Source organism: Stutzerimonas sp. LR2, assembly GCF_055755175.1.
Genome location: NZ_JBVTRR010000004.1, coordinates 283876 through 304387 on the forward strand (window position 1 = coordinate 283876; position 20512 = coordinate 304387).

Annotated in this window: 18 protein-coding genes and 2 tRNA genes; 5 read left to right on the forward strand and 15 right to left on the reverse strand. The window is 65.1% G+C overall.

Features of this window, described 5'->3' with window-relative positions; translation table 11 throughout:
• Positions 1-47 precede the first annotated feature (47 nt).
• The 4 genes from arsB (at position 48) to ACVRRC_RS15730 (ending at position 3126) form a co-directional block, all read left to right on the forward strand.
• Positions 48-1130, forward strand: coding sequence for an ACR3 family arsenite efflux transporter (arsB, locus tag ACVRRC_RS15715; protein WP_125886059.1), 1083 nt, complete (start codon positions 48-50; stop codon positions 1128-1130).
• A gap of 78 nt (positions 1131-1208) precedes the next feature.
• On the forward strand, positions 1209-2585 hold the full coding sequence (locus ACVRRC_RS15720) for a permease (protein WP_472997209.1): 1377 nt from the start codon (positions 1209-1211) through the stop codon (positions 2583-2585).
• 8 nt (positions 2586-2593) lie between these two features.
• Positions 2594-2824, forward strand: a complete 231-nt coding sequence (locus ACVRRC_RS15725) for a thioredoxin family protein (RefSeq protein ID WP_048329199.1) — start codon at positions 2594-2596, stop codon at positions 2822-2824.
• Between the two features lie 119 nt (positions 2825-2943).
• A complete protein-coding gene (locus tag ACVRRC_RS15730; protein WP_192475843.1) occupies positions 2944-3126 on the forward strand; it encodes a PLD nuclease N-terminal domain-containing protein in 183 nt (60 codons plus the stop codon).
• Here the strand turns inward: ACVRRC_RS15730 and ACVRRC_RS15735 are convergent, their stop codons facing one another.
• The 6 genes from ACVRRC_RS15735 to gacA all read right to left on the reverse strand — a co-directional run bounded on the left by ACVRRC_RS15735 (position 3127) and on the right by gacA (position 6846).
• Positions 3127-3372 (reverse strand): hypothetical protein, encoded by a 246-nt coding sequence (locus tag ACVRRC_RS15735; RefSeq protein WP_011913223.1) that lies wholly within the window; start codon positions 3370-3372, stop codon positions 3127-3129.
• Positions 3373-3521: 149 nt separating this feature from the next.
• A tRNA-Cys gene (locus tag ACVRRC_RS15740) sits at positions 3522-3595 on the reverse strand.
• 46 nt (positions 3596-3641) lie between these two features.
• A tRNA-Gly gene (locus ACVRRC_RS15745) sits at positions 3642-3717 on the reverse strand.
• A gap of 69 nt (positions 3718-3786) precedes the next feature.
• The gene (gene pgsA, locus ACVRRC_RS15750) at positions 3787-4344 is read right to left on the reverse strand and encodes a CDP-diacylglycerol--glycerol-3-phosphate 3-phosphatidyltransferase (protein ID WP_013982772.1); all 558 of its coding nucleotides are present in this window, start codon (positions 4342-4344) and stop codon (positions 3787-3789) included.
• Between the two features lie 34 nt (positions 4345-4378).
• Positions 4379-6202: an excinuclease ABC subunit UvrC gene (uvrC, locus tag ACVRRC_RS15755; RefSeq protein WP_013982771.1), complete on the reverse strand. Its 1824-nt coding sequence runs from the start codon at positions 6200-6202 to the stop codon at positions 4379-4381.
• A complete protein-coding gene (gene gacA / locus ACVRRC_RS15760) occupies positions 6202-6846 on the reverse strand; it encodes a response regulator transcription factor GacA (RefSeq protein WP_003284948.1) in 645 nt (214 codons plus the stop codon). Before gacA ends, uvrC begins: the two co-directional genes overlap by 1 nt.
• 207 nt (positions 6847-7053) lie before the next feature.
• Here gacA and ACVRRC_RS15765 point away from each other — a divergent pair, with 207 nt between their 5' ends.
• Positions 7054-7770 (forward strand): hypothetical protein, encoded by a 717-nt coding sequence (locus tag ACVRRC_RS15765; RefSeq protein WP_045159033.1) that lies wholly within the window; start codon positions 7054-7056, stop codon positions 7768-7770.
• On the opposite strand, the gene ACVRRC_RS15770 is transcribed toward ACVRRC_RS15765, so the two are convergent.
• The 9 genes from ACVRRC_RS15770 to pqqD form a co-directional block, all read right to left on the reverse strand.
• Entirely contained in the window at positions 7756-10905 is a 3150-nt protein-coding gene (locus ACVRRC_RS15770) for an efflux RND transporter permease subunit (RefSeq protein ID WP_472997210.1), read from the reverse strand. The two genes, ACVRRC_RS15765 and ACVRRC_RS15770, sit on opposite strands and share 15 nt — an antisense overlap.
• On the reverse strand, positions 10902-12398 hold the full coding sequence (locus ACVRRC_RS15775; protein ID WP_472997212.1) for an efflux RND transporter periplasmic adaptor subunit: 1497 nt from the start codon (positions 12396-12398) through the stop codon (positions 10902-10904). The genes ACVRRC_RS15770 and ACVRRC_RS15775 overlap by 4 nt, the downstream gene beginning before the upstream one ends.
• Positions 12395-13648: a TolC family protein gene (locus ACVRRC_RS15780; RefSeq protein ID WP_472997213.1), complete on the reverse strand. Its 1254-nt coding sequence runs from the start codon at positions 13646-13648 to the stop codon at positions 12395-12397. The genes ACVRRC_RS15775 and ACVRRC_RS15780 overlap by 4 nt, the downstream gene beginning before the upstream one ends.
• Positions 13649-13738: 90 nt before the next feature.
• Positions 13739-14083 (reverse strand): hypothetical protein, encoded by a 345-nt coding sequence (locus ACVRRC_RS15785; RefSeq protein ID WP_234493133.1) that lies wholly within the window; start codon positions 14081-14083, stop codon positions 13739-13741.
• 52 nt (positions 14084-14135) lie between these two features.
• Positions 14136-15836 (reverse strand): hybrid sensor histidine kinase/response regulator, encoded by a 1701-nt coding sequence (locus ACVRRC_RS15790; RefSeq protein ID WP_472997214.1) that lies wholly within the window; start codon positions 15834-15836, stop codon positions 14136-14138.
• The gene (gene ercA, locus ACVRRC_RS15795) at positions 15820-16983 is read right to left on the reverse strand and encodes an alcohol dehydrogenase-like regulatory protein ErcA (RefSeq protein ID WP_017245086.1); all 1164 of its coding nucleotides are present in this window, start codon (positions 16981-16983) and stop codon (positions 15820-15822) included. The genes ACVRRC_RS15790 and ercA overlap by 17 nt, the downstream gene beginning before the upstream one ends.
• 108 nt (positions 16984-17091) lie before the next feature.
• Complete coding sequence (locus ACVRRC_RS15800; protein WP_472997215.1) at positions 17092-19026, reverse strand: alpha/beta hydrolase family protein; 1935 nt, start codon at positions 19024-19026, stop codon at positions 17092-17094.
• Complete coding sequence (gene pqqE, locus ACVRRC_RS15805) at positions 19023-20177, reverse strand: pyrroloquinoline quinone biosynthesis protein PqqE (protein ID WP_068506918.1); 1155 nt, start codon at positions 20175-20177, stop codon at positions 19023-19025. The genes ACVRRC_RS15800 and pqqE overlap by 4 nt, the downstream gene beginning before the upstream one ends.
• Positions 20149-20427, reverse strand: a complete 279-nt coding sequence (gene pqqD, locus ACVRRC_RS15810; protein ID WP_011913210.1) for a pyrroloquinoline quinone biosynthesis peptide chaperone PqqD — start codon at positions 20425-20427, stop codon at positions 20149-20151. Before pqqD ends, pqqE begins: the two co-directional genes overlap by 29 nt.
• Between the last annotated feature and the right edge of the window lie 85 nt (positions 20428-20512).

Below are 20512 nucleotides of genomic sequence, written 5' to 3' on the forward strand. Positions count from 1 at the left end.
GCGGCGACACAACCCACCACCTACAGGAAGAAAAGGTACGGTTCCAGATGTCCACTCAATGCGAAGTGACCAGCAAGCAGGCCGGGGCGCCACTGGGCTTCTTCGAGCGTTACCTCACCCTCTGGGTATTCCTCTGCATCATTGCCGGCACGCTGCTCGGGCTTGGCATGCCCGCTGCGGCACAGGCCGTGGGCGCCCTGGAAGTGGCCCATGTGAACATCCCGGTCGGCCTGCTGATCTGGGTGATGATCATCCCCATGCTGATGAAGATCGACTTCTCCGCCCTGCGGGAGGTCTACGCGCAGCGGGCGAGCATGGGCATCACGCTCTTCGTCAACTGGGCCATCAAGCCGTTCACCATGGCGCTGCTGGGCTGGCTGTTCATCAAACAGGTCTTCGCGCCCTGGCTACCGGCCGCCGAACTGGACAGTTACATGGCCGGTTTGATCCTACTGGGCGCGGCGCCCTGCACCGCAATGGTCTTCGTATGGAGCAACCTCTGTAACGGCAACGCCAACTTCACCCTGACCCAGGTCGCACTGAACGATGTGGTGATGGTGTTCGCCTTCGCCCCGATCGTCGCGCTGCTGCTCGGTGTGTCTTCGATTCCAGTGCCTTGGGACACGCTGCTGCTCTCGGTAGTGATGTACATCGTCATCCCGCTGGCGATCGCTCAGGTCATTCGCGCACGCCTGCTCAAGCGCGGCGAAGAGACATTCCAGGCCGCCCTGGCAAGAGTGCAACCATTCTCCATCGTTGCGCTGCTGGCAACCCTGGTGCTGTTGTTCTCCTTTCAGGGAGAGGCCATCGTCGCCCAGCCGCTGATCATCGCCATGCTGGCCGTGCCCATCCTGCTGCAGACGCTGCTGATCGCTGGGCTGGGCTATTGGCTCAATCGCCGCTTCCAGGTGCGCCACGATGTGGCCGGGCCGTCGGCCATGATCGGCGCCTCGAATTTCTTCGAGCTGGCGGTGGCCGTCGCCATCGTGCTCTACGGCTTCAACTCAGGTGCCGCACTGGCCACGGTGGTCGGCGTGCTGATCGAGGTGCCGGTGATGCTCTGGCTGGTGCGCAGCGTCAATCGCAGCCGCGACTGGTACAACCGCGCGCTGACGGCTAACCGAACATAGCCCTGCGCTTGACGCGGATCAGCCTCGCTGCACGCCAGCCAACTACCATGGTCGTGACTACCCAGCAGGACCATGGTCATGGACAGCTCCGCGCCCGAGCGATCGGCTCCTTCGGCTGACGCCTCCCCTTCGCTGTGGAAACACCTGGCGCGTTTCTGGCGCGACCGCCCTGGCGAGGCCAAGGTGCTGCTTGGCATGTCTGCCGCATTTCTGCTGATCTTCTTCCTGCCGCTGGGTCAGCCTCGCTTCGAGAATGCCGTACTCGAAGGCCTTCGCCTGACCCAGTGGTACGCCCGCGAGCACGTCATCCTTTGCCTGTTGCCGGCCTTCGTCATCGCAGGCGCGATGGCCGTCTATATCAGCCAGGGCGCGGTGATGAAGCACCTCGGCCCGGCCTCGCCCAAGCCGATCGCCTTCGGCGTTGCCTCGGTCGCCGGCACGCTGCTGGCGGTATGCTCCTGTACCGTACTGCCGCTGTTCGGCGGCATCTACCGGCGCGGTGCCGGGCTCGGCGCAGCCATCGCCTTTCTCTACTCGGGGCCGGCGATCAACGTCATGGCCATCGTGGTGACGGCCAAGGTGCTTGGCGCCGAGCTGGGTATCGCCCGGGCTGTCGGTGCCATCCTCTTTGCCCTGGTCATCGGCGCGATCATGCACCTGCTCTACCGTCACGAGGAGGCCGCCCGTGCCGCCAAGGGCTCCCGCGGGTTCACCGCCGACGACAGCGGGCATCCGCTGGGCGACATCGTCGCCCTCTTCAGCCTGATGATCAGCATCCTGGTGTTCGCCAACTGGGCCAGGGCGGAAAGCCCGGCATGGATGCTCGTTTACGCCTGGAAGTGGCCGATCACCGCTGCGCTCGCCATCCTGCTGGCGGCGCTGTTGGTACGCCGTTGGCGCTGGTCGCTACAACCGTTGCTGGTCGTGGCCGGGTTGGTCGCTGCAAGCGCCCTGCTCCGGCCCGAATGGCCGGAACTGGCGATGGTCATCGGTATCGGCGGGCTGATGTTGCAGGCCAGTCGTGAGAACGCTGCCGGACTGGAGTGGGTCGGGCAGAGTTGGGACTTCACCAAACAGATCATGCCGCTGCTGCTGGGCGGTGTGATGGTCGCCGGCGTGCTGCTCGGCCGTCCTGGTCATGAAGGGCTGATCCCCAGTCAATGGGTGGTCTGGGCAGTGGGTGACAACAGCTTCGCCTCTACCCTCCTCGCTTCACTGCTAGGCGCTTTCATGTACTTTTCCACACTGACGGAAGTGCCTATCGTCGAAGGCCTTCTTGGCGCTGGCATGGGCAAGGGTCCGGCACTGGCGATATTGCTCGCCGGCCCTGCGTTGTCCCTGCCGAACATGCTGGTGATTCGCACGGTGCTGGGCACCCAGAAGACGCTGGTGTACTGCACGCTGGTCGTGGTCATGGCCACGCTCAGCGGCTATCTCTATGGCCAACTGATGTGAGGACGACGATGATACTGACCGTCTACGGTTCCGGCTGCGCCAAGTGCCAGCAACTCATTGCCAATACCGAAGCGGCGGCACGTCGCCTCGGCCTGGAATATCAGCTCGAGAAAGTCACCGACGTCAACGCGATCATCGATGCCGGGATCATGCGCACGCCGGCGCTGGCGGTCGATGACGATATTCTCATCGAGGGCAAGGTGCCCAGCAGCGACGAACTCCAGCAGCTGCTGGGCTGAACCTAGAACCGGGCCTGGCTCATCGCATCATTTGATGCATTTAACGGCACGGAACCCTCCTGCACGGTTCGCGGCCTCATAAACTGAGCCGTCAGGAGAGATGTGAAGTGTCCGATTCGATGACTTACCTGGCTATCGCAGCCGCGGTAGCGCTCATCGCGCTGAACTTGCTGGCGATCATCAGCGTGTTCAAAAGCGAGCGAAGCGCGGGCGCAAAGGCGCTCTGGGCGATCGGTATCGCCCTCTTCCCAGTGCTGGGCCTGCTGTTCTGGCTGCTGGTTGGCGTTCGCCGCGTCCGCTGATCAGGGTTTCTGACCCAGCAGGTACAGCGCTCGTCCCAGTACGCGTACCGAATCGGCGTGCTTGCCGGCCTGATGCAACTGCTCACCTTCGGCGCGCAGTTCGCGCACCTGCTGCAGGGTGGCCGCGTCTTTCGGTGGGTTGGTCTTGAGCAGTTCGTCGATCTTGGCCATGTCCATGGGGCAATGCATCGCCAGCAGTGGCGAGCTGAACAGAATCGCGAAGGCAAAGGCTGAGAGGCGTCGCATGGCTATTCTCCTGAGCGAGAGGCGCCCATGGAGTATAGATAGCAGCGGCGGAATCGCTTGCCGCCACTCACTGGCAGTACCGGTGGCCGCGAGTTCTGGGACGCAAAAGAAAAAGCCCCAAGCAACGAATTGCTTGGGGCTCTTCAATATGGAGGCCGATGTCGGAATCGAACCGGCGTACACGGATTTGCAATCCGCTGCATAACCACTCTGCCAACCGGCCTCAAAACGAAGGCGCCGCATGATTTCTGCGGCGCGATCTTACAAACTGGAGCGGGAAACGAGACTCGAACTCGCGACCCCGACCTTGGCAAGGTCGTGCTCTACCAACTGAGCTATTCCCGCGTTGTCTTGGTGACGGGCGCCATTCTATACAATCGAAAGCTGCCGTCAACCCTTTGATTAAAAAAGTTTTTATTTCTTTTCCGTAGTGCTCAGGTGCGGCCAGGCAGCCATCAGGTAATTGATCATCGACCACAGCGTCAACCCTGCCGCGACGATGAGCAATGCGTACCCCATGCCGACCCATATTGTCGGCTGCGGCGGATTGGCCAGCAGGATCACCAGCGCCACCATCTGCGCCGCGGTCTTCCATTTGCCGAGATTCGACACCGCGACCTGTGCGCGGGCACCGAGCTCGGCCATCCACTCGCGCAGTGCCGAGACGACGATCTCGCGGCCGATGATGATGGCGGCTGGCAGTGTCAGCCAGAGGTTGGAATGCTCTTCCACCAGCAGCACCAGGGCGACCGCCACCATCAGCTTGTCGGCGACAGGGTCGAGAAAGGCGCCGAACGGCGTGCTCTGCTCCAGCCGGCGCGCCAGATAGCCATCGAGCCAATCGGTAAGCGCCGCGATGGTGAACACGGCACTGGCGGCCAGGTAGCTCCAGTAGAACGGGAGATAGAAAAGCAGGATGAAGATGGGTATCAGCAGCACGCGCAGAACGGTGAGCAGGTTCGGGATATTCATCGGTACCACTGATCGGCGGAATTCGGGGGACAGTTTACTCACTGTGCAGAGCCGCATAAATCGACTCGGCCAGCTTTTTACTGATGCCGGGCGCCTTGGCGATCTCGTCGAGGCTGGCCCTGCACAGTTCCTGAAGACCGCCGAAATGCGTGAGCAGTTCGCGGCGGCGTTTGGGTCCGATGCCCGGAACGTCCTCCAGCGTCGAAGTGCGCCGGGCCTTTCCGCGGCGAGCGCGATGGCCGGTGATGGCGAAACGATGCGCTTCGTCGCGCACCTGCTGGATGAGGTGCAGCGCAGGCGAGTCGGCCGGCAGCGTGAACTCATGCGCGGCGTCGTTCAGATAGAGAGTTTCCAGGCCCGGCTTGCGGGTGACCCCCTTGGCCACGCCAAGCAGGATGAGTTCCGGCACGGCCAGTTCCTCCAGCACCTCGCGGGCCATATTGAGCTGACCCTTGCCACCGTCGACCAGCAGGATGTCCGGTAGCTTGCCCTCGCCCTCTGCCGCCTTGCGGAAACGCCGGGAGAGCGCCTGATGCATCGCTGCATAATCGTCGCCAGCGGTCACGCCCTCGATGTTGTAGCGCCGATAATCGGATTTCAGCGGGCCTTCGGGGCCGAACACCACGCAGGAGGCGACGGTCGCTTCACCGCTGGAATGACTGATGTCGAAACACTCCAGCCGCATCGGCGGCTCATCGAGTTCCAGCGCTTCGGCCAGCGCCTCGAAGCGCGCCGACAGATGCTGACGATTGGCCAGCCGCGCGCCCAGGGCCTGCTCGGCGTTGGTCAGCGCCAGTTGCTGCCAGCGCGCCCGCGTCGCGCGTACGCGATGGGTGATGGTGAGCTCCACGCCGCGCAGCTCGGAAATGGCGTCGATCAGCGTGGCGAAATCCTCGTGCACGGCATTGACGATCAGCTCGCTCGGCAGGTCGCGTTCCGTAGCGCCAAGGTAGTACTGCTCCAGAAAGGCCTGCAGCACCTCGCTGACACTTTCCTCGATGGCCACCTGCGGAAAGAAGTTCTTGCTGCCCAGCACGCGGCCGCCACGTACGGTGATCAGGTGCACGCAAGCGCCGCCTGGGCTGACCACTGCGGCGACGATATCCACGTTGCCCGAACCACCTTCCATGCTCTGCTGGTCCTGCACACGGCGCAGGATGCCGATCTGGTCGCGAATCTCGGCGGCGCGCTCGAAGTCCAGGTTCATCGCTGCCTTTTCCATGTTGCGCGACAGTTCCTCGGCGAGGGCGTTGCTGCGGCCCTCGAGGAACATCACCGAGTGACGCACGTCTTCGGCGTACTCCTGCGGATCGACCAGCTTCACGCAAGGCGCCTTGCAGCGCTTGATCTGGTACTGCAGGCAGGGCCGGGTGCGGTTGCGGAAATAGCTGTCCTCGCATTGCCGCACGAAGAAGGCCTTCTGCAGCAGGCTCAGGCTTTCGCGAATCGCCCCGGCGCTCGGATAGGGGCCGAAATAGCGCCCGGGTTCCTTCTTGGCACCGCGATGGATGCTCAACCGGGGAAACTCGCCGGCCGAGAGGAAGACATAGGGATAGGACTTGTCGTCGCGCAGCAGGATGTTGTACGGCGGCCGCCACTGCTTGATCAGCGTTTGCTCGAGCAGCAGCGCCTCGGTTTCGTTGGCGGTGATGGTGGTCTCGACCTGCGCGATCTTGGCCACCAGCGCAGCGGTCTTGGGTGCCTGCCCGGTCTTGCGGAAATAGCTGGCCAGGCGCTTTTTCAGGTTCTTCGCCTTGCCGACATAGAGCAGCTTGGCCTGCGCGTCGAACATGCGATAGACGCCCGGCCGGCCGCTGCAGGCGGCCAGGAACGCCGAGGAATCGAAGGCTTCTGTCATCAGTTGACGGTGTCGACCATCCCGTGGCGGACCGCCAGCAGGGCCAGCTCGACATCACTGGTGATCGACAGCTTTTCGAAGATGCGATAGCGGTAGGTGTTCACCGTTTTCGGCGACAGGCAGAGCTTGTCGGAGATGCTCTGCACCTTCTGACAATTGGCGATCATCAGCGCGATCTGGATTTCCCGTTCGGAAAGCAGATCGAACGGCGATTCGCTGAGCTGGGGCTGGAACGACTTGAGCGCCAGCTGCTGGGCGATCTGCGGGCTGATGTAGCGTTGGCCGCCGAACACCATGCGAATGGCCTGCACCATCTCTTCCAGGGCCGCGCCCTTGGTCAGATAACCCGCCGCCCCGGCCTGCAGCAGCCGCGTAGGGAACGGATCTTCTTCGCAGATGGTGACGGCAATGACCTTGAGGTCAGGGTAGCTGCGCAGCAGCTTTCGGGTCGCCTCCAGGCCACCGATGCCCGGCATCTTGACGTCCATCAGCACCACATCGGGCTTGAGTTCCCGAGCCTTGCGGATCGCGTCTTCACCGGAATCCGCCTGACCTATCACCTGAAGGCCGGAGATGTCCGCCAGCATGCGACTGATGCCCGTACGAACCAGATCGTGGTCATCGACCACCAGCACCCTAATCAAGCAGACACCTCATTGACCGTATTGAAAGCTGGCTTGGCTGCTCGCTTTTTCAGGAGCGAACTCTACCAAAAAAATCATCGACCGGACCGATCAAGACGCCGCTAACTGATCGAGATCAGTAGTCGGCCGCAGCAGCCGACGAACTGCATGCTGAACGCCGATGGACGGTCAAAGTCTCAACCCCTGAGGCTTTCGCTCAGGATTCCCATGCTCACATTCATTGCCGCTCTGGTGCTGACGCTGACCCACTTCGCGGCAGGCAGGCTGAGCAAGCTGCACAGCCTGCCCCGCAGCCGCTGGTTATCGATGGCCGGTGGCGTGGCAGTGGCCTACGTATTCGTTCACCTGTTACCTGAGCTGGCACAGGGCCAGCAGGTCATGGAGGATAGCGGTTTTCACCCGCTGCGCTACCTCGAACATCATGCCTACCTGCTGGCATTGATCGGCCTGGCCGGCTTCTACGGGCTGGAGCGGCTGATCAAGTCTCACCGTAGCGAGCGTTCCGACGACGAGCCAACTCATGCCGGCGTGTTCTGGCTGCATATCGCCGCCTTCGGCGGATACAACGCACTGATTGGCTACATCCTCGCCAACCGCGATCCGGCGCAGACACTGGAGCTGATCTGGTACAGCGTCGCCATGGCGTTGCATTTCATGGTCAACGATGTCGCCCTGCAGCACGACCATCAGCAGCTGTTCGCCCGCAGCGGCCGCTGGATCCTGGCGGCCGCCACGCTGGTCGGCTGGGCGGTCGGCGCAACCACAGAACTGTCCGAGTTGGGCGTATCGGCCGTGACCGCCTTTATTGCAGGGGCGATCATCCTCAATGTGCTCAAGGAAGAACTGCCTTCCGAGCGCAACAGCCGTTTCGGTGCGTTCCTCCTCGGGTCGCTGGGCTATTCGGGGCTGCTATTGCTGCTGTAGCCCGGCTGCGCGGCTCCTCCCGGGCCTGCGCATCAGCCGATAGATGGCCGGAATCACGAACAGCGACAGCAACGGCGCGCTGAGCATGCCGCCGACCATCGGCGCGGCGATACGGCTCATCACCTCGCTGCCGGTACCGGCGCCGAGCAGGATCGGCAGCAGCCCGGCGACGATCACCGCCACGGTCATTGCCTTGGGCCGCACACGCTGCACCGCGCCCTCACGGATGGCCTCGCACAGCGCCGCCTCGTCGAGAAGCCCCTTTTGCTGCTGCTCGGTCCAGGCGTTCTTCAGATAGAGCAGCATGATCACGCCGAACTCCGCGGCGACGCCAGCCAGCGCGATGAAGCCAACGCCCGTGGCCACCGACAGGTTGTAGCCCATCAGGTAGAGGAACCAGACACCTCCGGTCAGCGCGAACGGCAGCGTGAGCATGATCAGCAGCGCCTCGTCCAGACGGCCGAACGTCAGGTAAAGCAGCACGAAGATGATGAGCAGCGTGGCCGGCACCACCAGCTTGAGCCGCTCGTTGGCGCGTTCGAGGAATTCGAATTGCCCCGAGTAACTCAGGCTCATGCCCGGCAGCAGGCTGACCTCGGCGGCGACGGCCCGGCGCAGGTCGGCAACCACCGAGGCGATGTCGCGGCCACGCACATCGACGTACACCCAGCCGGCCAGCCGCGCGTTCTCGCTGCGCAGCATCGGCGGGCCGTCGCTGACGCGCACTCGTGCCACAGTGCCGAGGGTAACCTGGCTGCCCAACGGGGTGAGGATCGGCAGTTGCTCGAGCGTCTGCGGGGTGTCGCGCCATTCACGCGGGTAGCGCACGCTGATCGGGTAGCGCGCCAGCCCCTCCACGGTTTCGCCGACGGTCTCGCCGCCGATGGCGCTGGCCACGATGGACTGCACGTCGGCAATGTTCAGCCCGTAGCGCGCCGCGTCGCGTCGGTCAATGTCGATATCGATGTAGCGCCCGCCGACAAGCCGTTCGGCCAGCGCCGAGCTTACCCCCGGCACCTGCTTGGCCACGGCTTCCACCTGCTGGCTGACACGGTCGATCTCCTCCAGGTTGGCACCGGCGATCTTCACGCCGATGGGACTCTTGATGCCGGTGGCGAGCATGTCGATGCGGTTGCGGATTGGCGGAATCCAGATGTTGGTCAGCCCCGGCACTTGCACGGCGCGGTCCAGCTCCTCGACCAGTTTCTCCGGGGTCATCCCGGCACGCCACTGCTCGCGCGGTTTGAAACGGATGGTGGTCTCGAACATCTCCAGCGGCGCCGGATCGGTGGCCGACTCGGCGCGCCCGGCCTTGCCGAACACCGTCTCGACCTCCGGCACCGTGCGGATCATCCGGTCGGTCTGCTGTAGCAGCTGCACGGCCTTCTGCGCGGACAGCCCCGGCAGCGCAGAAGGCATGTAGAGCAGGTCGCCCTCGTCCATCGGTGGCAGGAACTCGCCGCCCAACCGGGAGACAGGCCACAGCGTGGTGGCCAGCACCAGCAGCGCCACCACGATGGTCGACTTCGGGTGCGCCAGAACCGCTTCCAGCGCCGGACGATACAGCTGGATCAGCCCGCGGTTGAGCGGATTGCGCGTCTCGTCCGGCAGCCGGCCGCGGATCCAGTAGCCCATCAGCACGGGCACCAGGGTCACCGATAGCCCCGCGGCGGCGGCCATCGCGTAGGTCTTGGTGAAGGCCAGCGGGCCGAACAACCGGCCTTCCTGGGCTTCGAGGGTAAACACCGGGATGAACGACAGGGTGATAATCAGCAGGCAGAAGAACAGTGCCGGCCCGACCTCCTGCGCGGCCCGGGTCATCACCTGCCAGTGCTCGTCGCCCTCCAGCACCTGGCCGGGATTGGCATGCCGCCAGGCCTCGGCCTTCTTGTGGGCGTTCTCGATCATCACCACCGCGGCATCGACCATTGCGCCGATGGCGATGGCGATGCCGCCCAGCGACATGATGTTCGCGTTGATGCCCTGATAGCGCATGACCGCAAAGGCGATCAGCACGCCGATCGGCAGCGAGACGATGGCCACCAGCGACGAGCGCAGGTGCCAGAGGAACAGCCCGCAGACCAGCGCGACGACGATGAACTCCTCCAGCAGCTTGAAGCTGAGGTTCTTCACGGCGCGGTCGATCAGCTGGCTGCGGTCGTAGGTGGTGATGATTTCGACGCCCGCAGGCAGGCTCCCCTTCAGCTCGTCGAGCCTGGCGTGCACGGCGGCCAGCGTTTCCCGCGCGTTCTTGCCGCTGCGCAGGATCACCACGCCGCCGACGGTCTCGCCCTCCCCGTCCAGCTCAGCGATGCCTCGGCGCATCTCCGGGCCGAGCTGGACGTGCGCGACATCGCCCAGGCTCGTCGGCACGCCGGCAGCGCTGAGCTGCAGCGGGATGCTGCGAAAATCCTCGAGCGTTTGCAGATAGCCCGAGGCACGCACCATGTACTCGGCCTCGGCCAGCTCAAGCACGGCGCCGCCAGTCTCCTGATTGCCCATCTCGATCGCCTCGATCACCTGCGCCTGGGTCACCCCCAGGCTGGCCATCTTCAGCGGGTTGAGCACCACCTGGTACTGCTTGACCATGCCACCGATGGTGGCCACCTCGGCAACGTTGGGCAGGGTGATCAGCTCGTACTTGAGGAACCAGTCCTGCAGGCTGCGCAGTTGCGCCAGGTCATGTGCGCCGCTGCGGTCGATCAGCGCGTACTGGTAGATCCAGCCGACGCCAGTGGCGTCCGGGCCCAGCGATGGCTTGGCTGCGGCCGGCAGCCGACTCTGCACCTGGCTGAGGTATTCCAGTACCCGCGAGCGCGCCCAGTAGAGATCGGTACCGTCCTCGAACAGCACATAGACGAAGCTGTCACCGAAGAACGAATAGCCGCGCACGGTCTTCGCTCCCGGTACCGAGAGCATGGTGGTGGTCAGCGGATAGGTCACCTGGTTCTCGACAATCTGCGGCGCCTGCCCCGGATACGCCGTGCGGATGATCACCTGCACGTCGGAAAGGTCCGGCAGGGCGTCGATCGGCGTGGTACGCACCGCCCAGATGCCCACCGCGCTCATCAACAGCGTGGTCAGCAACACCAGGAAGCGATTGAGCACGGACCAGCGAATCAGTGCGGCGATCATGGCTGCTGCTCCAATAGCTGCAGGCGCTCGATCAGCAGCCCCTGGTCGGTCTCGCGCACCGCGAAACGGATGCGGGCCTGCGGCTGTACCCCCTGTAGCAGTGCGACGTCGGCCACCGAGAAGCGCATGGTCATGCCGGGCATGCCCAGGGTGTTGAACGGCCCGTGGGCGATCCTCAGCTGCTCGCCGGCCAAACTCAGCACTCTTCCCTCGGCCTCATGCAGCGCGGGCGCCGGCTGGACAGCACCGTGCACGTGGCCGTGCGCGGCAGCATCGACGATCGGCGCCGCAACGATACCGCGCAGGCTGGCTTCGGAATCGAGCAGGAACTGCCCTGAGGCGACCACCTGCTGGCCTTCCTCCAGGCCGCGCAGGATCGCCGTGTGGCTGCCGCTCTCGCGGCCCGTCTCGACCTCCACGGGGCGGTAGCGTCCGCCGGCTTCGGCGAGCATCACCAGCGCCCGGCGGCCGGTGCGGATCACCGCCTCGCTGGGCACCAGCAGCACCGCGGCAGTCTCGCTGCCGGCCAGCGCCACTTGTGCGGTCAGCCCGGGGCGCAGGCGTCCCCCCGGATTGGGCAGTTGCACCCGCACGCGCAGGGTGCGGCTGGCCGCGCTGGCCTCCGGCAGCACCGCGCTCACCTCGCCTTCGATGACCTGGCCCGGCAGCGCCGGCAGGCGTGCTGCGGCCTGCTGTCCAACATGGATGCCTGCACTCTGCGCCTCCGGCACCGCGACCTCGAGCCAGACGCTGTCCAGCCCGTTGATTCGCGCCAGGGGCGCTCCGGCTGCCAGTGTCATGCCCTCGCGCACCTCGAGCTCCTGCAGCACCCCGGCCAGCGGTGCGATCACGCTGATGGTCGCGTCGATCTTGCCGCTACGCTCGAGCCGGCTGATCGTCGAGGCCGGCATCCCGGCCAGGCGCAGGCGCTGGCGGGCGGCGTCCAGCAGCGCAGCGTCGCCGGCACGGCGCAGCGCCAGGTATTCCTCCTGCGCGGCGGCCCACTCGGGGATCAACAGATCCGCCAGTGGCGCACCCTTTTCGATCAGGTCGCCCGGTGCATGGCGGTAGACGCGCTCGACGAAGCCGCCGGCGCGCGTCTGTACCTGTGCCACATCGCGAGCGTTGTATTCGAGCACGCCCACTGCATCGATGCGGCTTGCGAGCGGACCACGCCTGACCGTGGCCAGGCGCACGCCGAGATTCTGGGTGACGCCGGCGTCGATGCTGATGGCCGCCGCGTCGCCGTCCTGGTTGGCGTAGCGCGGCACCAGATCCATGTCCATGAAGGGGGAGTTGCCGGGCCTGTCGAAGCGATGCTGAGGAACCATCGGGTCGTACCAATAGAGCACCTGGGCATGGCTGCCGGCTTCGGATGTCGACCCGTGCGCTGCCATGTCGCCGTATTGGCGGGCGAACCAGTAACCCCCTCCCGCCCCGACCGCGATCGCCACGCCGAGCAGCGTGATGCTTGCAAGAACAGTACGGCTCATTTGGCTTCTCCGTAGGCGAGGTGCAGACGGGTCCGGGCGATGGCCTCCAGCCCTTGCAGGTCGATGTGCTTCAGACGGGCTTCGATCAGCTCGTTGCGTGCGGCGAGCAGCGCATCCAGATCGCCGCGGCCGGCGCGGTAGCTGCTCATCGCCAACTCGACCTTCTCGCGAGCCAGCGGCAGTTGCAGCTCGCCACTGCGCGCCAGCGCGCGCTGCAGCCGCGCCAGCTCGGCGAGCTCGGCCTCCAGTTGCTCGGCAATCTCGCGCGCCACGGCCTCGCGCTCGGCCTCCAACCGGTTGAGCTCGGCGTGGCGTGCGGCGATCCGCGGGTTCTGCCGGCTGCGCTGGAATACCGGCAGGTCGAAGCTGAATTCCAGGTTGAGCATGTCGCCGAATTCGCGACCACGCTTGAGGTAGGCGACCTCCCAGGTCCAGTCACCCCTCTTCTCAGCGGTGGCCTCGCGGATGCGCGCCTGGGCTTCGCGGGCCATCGGGGCAAAGGCGCTGAGTTGCGGATGCCGCTCGAACTGATGGAGCAGCGTCTGGCGCTCGATGGGCCAGCTGGGCAACTCGCCGCTCAGCGGCTGATTGCCCTCGGCGCCAACCCAGCGCAGCAGTGCGGCGCGGGCCAGGCGGCGCTGCTGCTCCAGCTCGTCCTCGCGTTCGGCGAGCTGGGCCGTCTCCTGACGCGCCGCGACCTGGTCGGTCAGCTGACCACGTCCACCGGCGAGGCGCGCGCGAACCGCCTCAGCGAGCAGGCGATTCTCAGCCCGCAGCTCGCCAAACAGGTGCAGCTTGCGTTCCACCGCGTGGCTGGCGATCCACGCCTGGGCCGTGACCAGGCGCACCTTCAGCGCCTCGATCTCGCGTGCGGCCTCGGCGCGGCCGATTGCGGCATGGGCGACGTCGGCGCGTGCCCGACGCTTTTCGCGGTTGGGCATCTCCTGCATCAGGCCGACCATGCGCATGGTCATGCCATCGTCGTTGAGGCTCCAGCGCTCGGAGCCCTCGATAGGCAGGCTCTGTACGCCAAGCAGCAGTTTCGGGTCGGGCAGTTCGCCGGCGGCAATGGCTTCGCTGCGCACGGCCTGCACGCGGGCCGCCTCGGCACTCAGCGACGGCGCGTGCTGGCCGGCCAGACGCAGCGCCTCGTGGAAGGTCAGGCCGGCAGCCGTGCCGGGCAGCCAAAAGGCGAACAAGGGAAGCACGGCCAGCAGCGCTCGGCCCATGCGAAAGAATCGGATCATCATGGCGAGATTCCTCGGTGTCCTGCACGCCGCAGGCGGCATGCATCCGGCGCTCAGCGCGCGGGCGCAGAGCGAGTCAGGGTGACGAAGGAATCAGTGACGCGGCGGACGCCAGACGTCGGCGCCGGAACGGGCGGGAAGGAACTCGAGATAGGCGGCGCCGAGCAGCGGAGGCGCAGCGTTCAACGCCGGCCTGGCGAGCATCGTCACAAGCGGGCTGCCGGTCTTGCACTGATGCCCGCCGTCGCACAGCGGATTGCTCTGGTGGGCGTGGCCGTCTTCATCCGGCGCGAGCGCCATATGGCCGGGGTGCTCGGCCGCCTGGGCATCTTTCTGCATCTGACACGGCGTTGCGCTCAGCTGCGACGCCGCCATCCCGTTCAGGGGAAGCGCGAGGCTGAGCAGCAGGACGAGCAACAGATGCAGGTAGGCTTTCATGGACCGCAGTCTAGCCGGCAGCCCAGAGGGAAAAACTTGACCAAGATCGGGTTCAGCTCGCTTCCAGCCCCACCGCGGAGGAATTGCCTGCGAGCAGATGGCTGAGCACCGAGCGCATCTTGCCGGGCTTGACCGGCTTGTTCAGCACCGGCACACCGCAGCCCTGCAATTGCTGACGGCACTCGTCGCTGCGATCAGCGGTGATCATCACCACCGGCAGCGCCTGGCCGAACCGTTCGCGCACCGTCAACACCACATCCCAGCCGGTAAGGCCGCCGTCCAGGTGGTAATCGGCGAGGACCGCATCCGGTGCCCGTCCGTCCAGCGCAAGCAGGGCGCTCTGCGTGTCGGTAGCCGTGAGCACTTCGCAGCCCCACTGCTCCAGCAGCGCGGTCATGCTCAATAGAATGCTCTCCTCATTGTCGATCACCAGCAGCCGTCGCCCTGGCAGCGGATCGCCCAACTGCGGCAGGCTCACTGGCGTGGCGATGCGCTCGCGCGGCGAGGCGTCGGCCAGCGGGACGTCGATGCTGAACACCGAGCCACGGCCCGGTCGTGAACGCACCAGCACGGGGTAGTCGAGCATGTTGGCAATACGATCGACGATCGCCAGCCCCAGCCCCACCCCGCTGCGTTTGGTCGATCTGCCGATGCCCAGCTGATTGAACTCGAGGAAGATCGCCTGCAACTCTTCGGGGGGGATTCCCCTTCCGGTGTCCCAGACCTCGATGCGCAGCGCGCCGGCATGTTTGCGCGCGCCGATCAGCACGCCGCCGCTGTCGGTATAGCGGCAGGCGTTGCTGAGGAAATTGCGCAGAATCCGTGTCAGCAGGCGGAAGTCCGTTCTGACGGCGAAGCGCGGAACGTGGTGCTTCAAGCGAAGCCCGGCGGCAGCCGCCACCGGTTGGAATTCGGAAACCAGCGGCAACAGGACATCGTCCAGCGTGTAGATGTCGATGTCCGGTTTGATGGCCGCCTGGTCGAGCTTGGAGATATCGAGCAGGTCGGTCAGCAGATCCTCGGCGCCCTCCAGCGCCTGGTGCGCACGCTCGACCAGATGGCGTTCACCCTGCGGCAGGGCACGCTCGCGCAGCGTCGAGATGAGCAACCGCGCAGCGTTGAGCGGCTGCAGCAGGTCGTGGCTGGCAGCAGCGAGATACTTGTCCTTGCTGAGGTTGGCGGCCTCCGCCGCATCTCGTGCCTCGCGCAATTCGCAGGTGCGCTCGGCGACGCGACGCTCCAGTTCCTCATTGAGCTGCAACAGGCGCAGCTGGGCGAGCTTGCGCTCGGTGACGTCGGCGACGAAGCCTTCCACCAGGCCGTCCTCGTTCGGTTTGAGCAGCAGGTTCATCACCACGTAGATGGCGCTGCCATCCTTGCGGCGCAGGCGTGTCTCGTAACCGAACAGCCCGTGCTGCTGGCTCAGGGTGTGGCGGATCTGCCGCAGCTCGTCCTCGCCGCCGATGAACAGATGGTGTGACAGATCGGTCAGCGCCCAGAGCGCCTCTTCCGGACCTTCATAGCCAAGCATTCGCGCCAGTGCCGGATTGGCTGCGCGGATGCCTTCCTGCAGGCTGGCCTGGAAGATGCCATGCACCGCATGCTCGAACAGCCATTTGTAGCGATTGCGTTCGGCTTCCAGCTCTTCCAGGCGTGCCAGCAGCTCGGGGTAGTGGCTCTTGCGCGCCGAATGACTGCCGAAGCCGAGCAGTTGCGTCAGTGCCTGATGCTGATCATCAGAGGGCTTCGGCATAGACCACCTCGACGTCCCGCTGCGTCGACGAGCGTGGATTGGTCAGGATGCAGGGGTCCTGCATGGCGTGTTGCGAGAGGAACGGGATATCGGAGAGGTTCACGCCGTGCAGGCTCAGGGTTTCGCGGAAGCCGATGCGCTGCTTGAGATCGATCAGATGCTGCACCAGCCGCTCGCGCACCTGTCGATGGCTCAGCCCGCGTGAATCGATGCCGAGGGTCTCGGCGACTATCCGGTAGCGATCAGGTGCAGCGTCGTAGTTGAAGGCCACCACATGCTCGACCAGCACGGCATTGCATACGCCGTGGGGCAGGTCCAGATAGCCGCCGAGGCTGTGGGACATGGCATGCACGGCGCCGAGGATGGCGTTGGAGAAGGCCAGTCCGGCCTGCATGCTGCCGAGCATGATCTGCTCACGCAGCGCGATGTCGGCAGGATTGGCGATCATCTGCACCAGATTGCCATTGATCAGTCGCATGGCCTCCAGCGCGTGGGGGTCGGTCAGCGGGCCGTGGCCGGTGGAAACGAAGGCCTCGATGGCATGCACCAACGCATCGATACCGGTGCAGGCGGAGAGAAACGGGTCCATGCTGAGCGTGGTTTCCGGATCGATCAGCGAAACATCCGGCACGGCGGCCTTGCTGACGATCGAGAACTTCATCCGCTCTTCCTGATTGGAAATGATCACGAACTGCGACACATCCGCCGAGGTGCCGGCAGTGGTGGGAATCAGGATCAACGGCGGGCTGGGCACGCGCAGGGTGTCGACGCCCTCGAATTCATAGATATGCCGCCCATGCGCGGCCACGATGCCGATGCCCTTGGCGCAATCCATCGGGCTGCCGCCGCCGACTGCAACGATCACGTTGCAGCCCTCGCTGCGATACAGCTCGGCACCGAGCATCACCTCTTCGCAGCGCGGATTGGGCGAAACGTCAGTGAACAGGCAGTGCTCGATGCCCTGTCGAGCGAGGCTGGCCTGCACATCGGCCACCCAGCCGGCCTTGACTACGCCCGGATCGGAAACCACCAGCACCTTGCGCGCGCCGAAATTGCCCGCGCAGGTGCCCACGCTATGGCGGCAGCCGGCACCAAAGATGATTTCAGGGGAGACGAACTTGCGCTGGAGGCTGATATTCGGGCTCATGACTGCGGCCTTTTTTATTTTTTGTAACAACGGGCGCAAGCCTACTGCATTGCTCAGTTAAAGCAATGCGCCTAACGGCTGGCGGCGCCATCCGTCCGGCGGAAAGAGCTACAGCAGCCCCTGGTAGAAGCGCAGCTCGCGCTCGAGCGCATCCGCCAGGTTGGCAGCCTGACGAAAGCCGTGGCGTTCGTCCGGGTAGAGACGGTACTGCACCTCGACACCGCGGCTCTGCAGTGCTGCCACCATGGATTCGGTCTGCTCGGGTAGCACCACGGCGTCCTGCCCGCCCTGCAGGAAGAGCACCGGTGCGGCGATGCGCTCGGCGTTATGCAGCGGCGCGCGCTCGCGAAAGCGCTCCGGCACCCGCTGCGGATCTCCTATCAGCCAATCCAGATAGTCGCCTTCGAACTTGTGGGTGACCCGGCGCAGCGCCAGGGGGTCGCTGACGCCATACAGACTGGCGCCGCCGCGAAACAGATCGGTCGCCATCAGTGCGCTGAGGGCGGTGTAGCCGCCGGCGCTGGAGCCACGGATGAACACCCGCTGCGGATCGATAGCGCCCTGCTGCGCCAGTGCGCGGGCCGTCTGGCAGGCGTCTTCCACATCCACCACACCCCAGTGCTCGCGCAGGCGTTGTCGGTAGGCCCGGCCGAACCCGCTGCTGCCGCGGTAGTTGACGTCCACCACGGCGAAGCCGCGCTGCGTCCAGAACTGGATGCGCGGGTCGAACACCGGGTAGCACGCCGACGTCGGTCCGCCATGGATGAACACCACCAGCGGTGGCAATGTACCGTGCTCGCCGCGGCAGTTCGTGTTGCGCGGCGCATAGAAGAACGCATGGGCGGTTTCACCATTGCCGGTCGGGAATCGCATGGGCTGCGGGCACGAAACCTGTGGCGCGGCAAGCGGAGTCGCTCCGCCGGCCAGAACCCGCACCGAGCCGTTGGCCCGGTCAATGGCCAGCACCGCCGGCGCGCGATGCGTTGCACCCGCGATGCAGAACAGGTGGGTGGCGTCCGCAGTGAGCTGGCGGCAGCGGCTGAACGCACTGGCCAACTGCTGCCCGCCTCCGGCGCCGTGTTCGAACAGCCAACCGTAGCCGTCGACCATATGGGTCAACAGCAGGCCGCCGTCCGCCAGCGGCACATAGCTGCTGGTCCCCAGCTGCCAGGGCGCAGGCGCGCAGTCGAAATTACGTGTCGCCTCCGACTCCGCTGCGATCAGTGGGTGCAATGCCCACGCACCGTCGACCTCGGCCCAAGGCTGCCAGTAGCCCAACCGGTCACTGAGACAGATCAGCTGACCATGTTCGGTGAAGCGCGGTTGCTGCAGCGACTCCCCGCCCGCGCCGCCAGCCACGCACTTCACCGCGCCCCAGCCCCCGTCTGCCTGACGCTCGGCGACGCACAGACGGGTCGAGGTCCAGGGCTGCTCCGGGCGATCCCACTCGATCCAGGCCAACCGTCGACCATCCGGAGCCAACCTGGGCGACGAGTAGAAGTCGGCCCCTTCGACGAGGATACGGCGAGCGCCGTCGGACAGCGTGAAGGCCACCAGCCGGTGCACGATACCGTTGTCTTCGCTGGACTCTTCCAGGGCGATGACGGTCGCGCCCTTGGGGTCGTACTGCAGATCGCCATAACGGCAGCCGGGACGCTCGGTCAGCGCTGCAGGCAGGGATGTGGCTTCCGGGTCAGCCTGCGTTTGCAGGTAGATCTGCTGGTCCGCCTCGTTGACGAAGGCGAGCCCCTGCCCGGTTAGGCAGAACGCGCCGCCGCCGTATTCATAGACGCGACTGCGTACCGAGTAGCCGGCTGGCGTCACGCAGCACGCGTGGCCGGCCCGCCAGAACCACAGGCTGCAGCGACCCTCGGCGGGGTCGTACTCGATCCAGAACAACCCACCCTGCCCGGCCCGCAACTCGGCGAAGTCCCGGCTAGCGGCCGCAGCGGCTTCGGCACTCCAGTCGCTGGGCCAGAAGCCATAGGGCAGCACCTCGGCGGATGGATGAAGCATGGACGAATCGTTGCGGGGCGATTTCATACCTTGAGGATGAGCTTGGAAGCCTTCTCGTTACGATGCTGCAGCTGATCGAGGCCCAGCGCGCCGTGGTCGGCCTGATCGCGAGCCGCAAGGATCTTGCCGTGGTGTGCCGACTTGCTGCACACGGGGTCCGCATTGGCGGCATCGCCGGTGAGCATAAAGGCCTGGCAGCGGCAGCCGCCGAAGTCGCGCTCCTTCTCGTCGCAGCTGCGACAGGGTTCGGGCATCCAGTCGTAACCGCGAAACCTGTTGAAGCCGAACGAGTCTCGCCAGATGTATTCGATGCTGTGCTCGCGCACGTTCGGGAAAGTCACCGGCAACTGTCGCGCGCTGTGACAGGGCAAGGCCGTGCCGTCCGGGGTGATGTCCAGGAACAGGTTGCCCCAGCCGTTCATGCAGGCTTTCGGCCGTTCCTCGTAATAATCGGGCGTGACGAAGATCAGTTTGCACGGATGGTTTTCGGCGGCGAGCTTGTCGCGCCACTCGTTGGTGATCCGCTCGGCACGTACCAGCTGCTCCTTGCTCGGTAGCAGCCCGGCGCGGTTAAGTTCGGCCCAGCCGTAGAACTGGCAGGTGGCGAGCTCGACAAAATCGGCCTCGAGCTCGATGCACAGACGAATGATCTGGTCGATGTTGTCGATGTTGTGCCGATGGGTGACGAAGTTGAGCACCATCGGATAGCCGTGTTTTTTCACCGCACGGGCCATTTCCAGCTTGTGGGCGAAAGCCTTCTGCGACCCGGCGAGCAGGTTGTTCACCTCCTCGTCTGCGGCCTGGAAGCTGATCTGGATATGGTCGAGGCCGGCATCGGCGAAGCTGGCGATCTTCTCTTCGGTAAGGCCGATGCCTGAGGTGATCAGGTTGGAGTAGTAGCCGAGCCCGCGCGCGGCGGCGATCAGCTCGACAAGGTCCTGACGGACCAGCGGCTCGCCTCCGGAAAAGCCCAGCTGGGCGGCTCCCATCTCCCGCGCCTGGCGAAATACCTCGATCCACTCAGCCGTACTCAGCTCATCGTGGCTGCGGGCGAAGTCCAGCGGATTGGAGCAGTACGGGCACTGCAGCGGGCAACGATAGGTCAGCTCCGCCAGCAACCAGAGCGGCGGACCCGGCTCGTAGCCGGGTTTAGCGAAGCTCGATCCAGAACCGTTCAACGGCGACCTCCAGGAACGCGACGATATCCTCTTGAATGCCTTCGGCCTCCGGGTAGCGAGCCTGCAAGTCGGCGACGATGGCGCCCACGGTCCTTGTCCCGTCCACCTCGGTCAGCACTGCTGCGGCGCTCTCGTTGAGTTTGATCATACCTTCCGGATAGAGCAGCACGTGGCAGTTCTGCGCCGGCTCCCACTGGAAGCGGAAGCCGCGGCGAAAGGATGGAACCTGAGTCAGTTGAATTTCGCTCATCTCTTTTCTCGTCAATGGCCGGGCGGGCGTCGATCAGCCGTGGCAGTGGCGGGCCGAAGCCCAACCCTGCACGACGTGCGCCCCG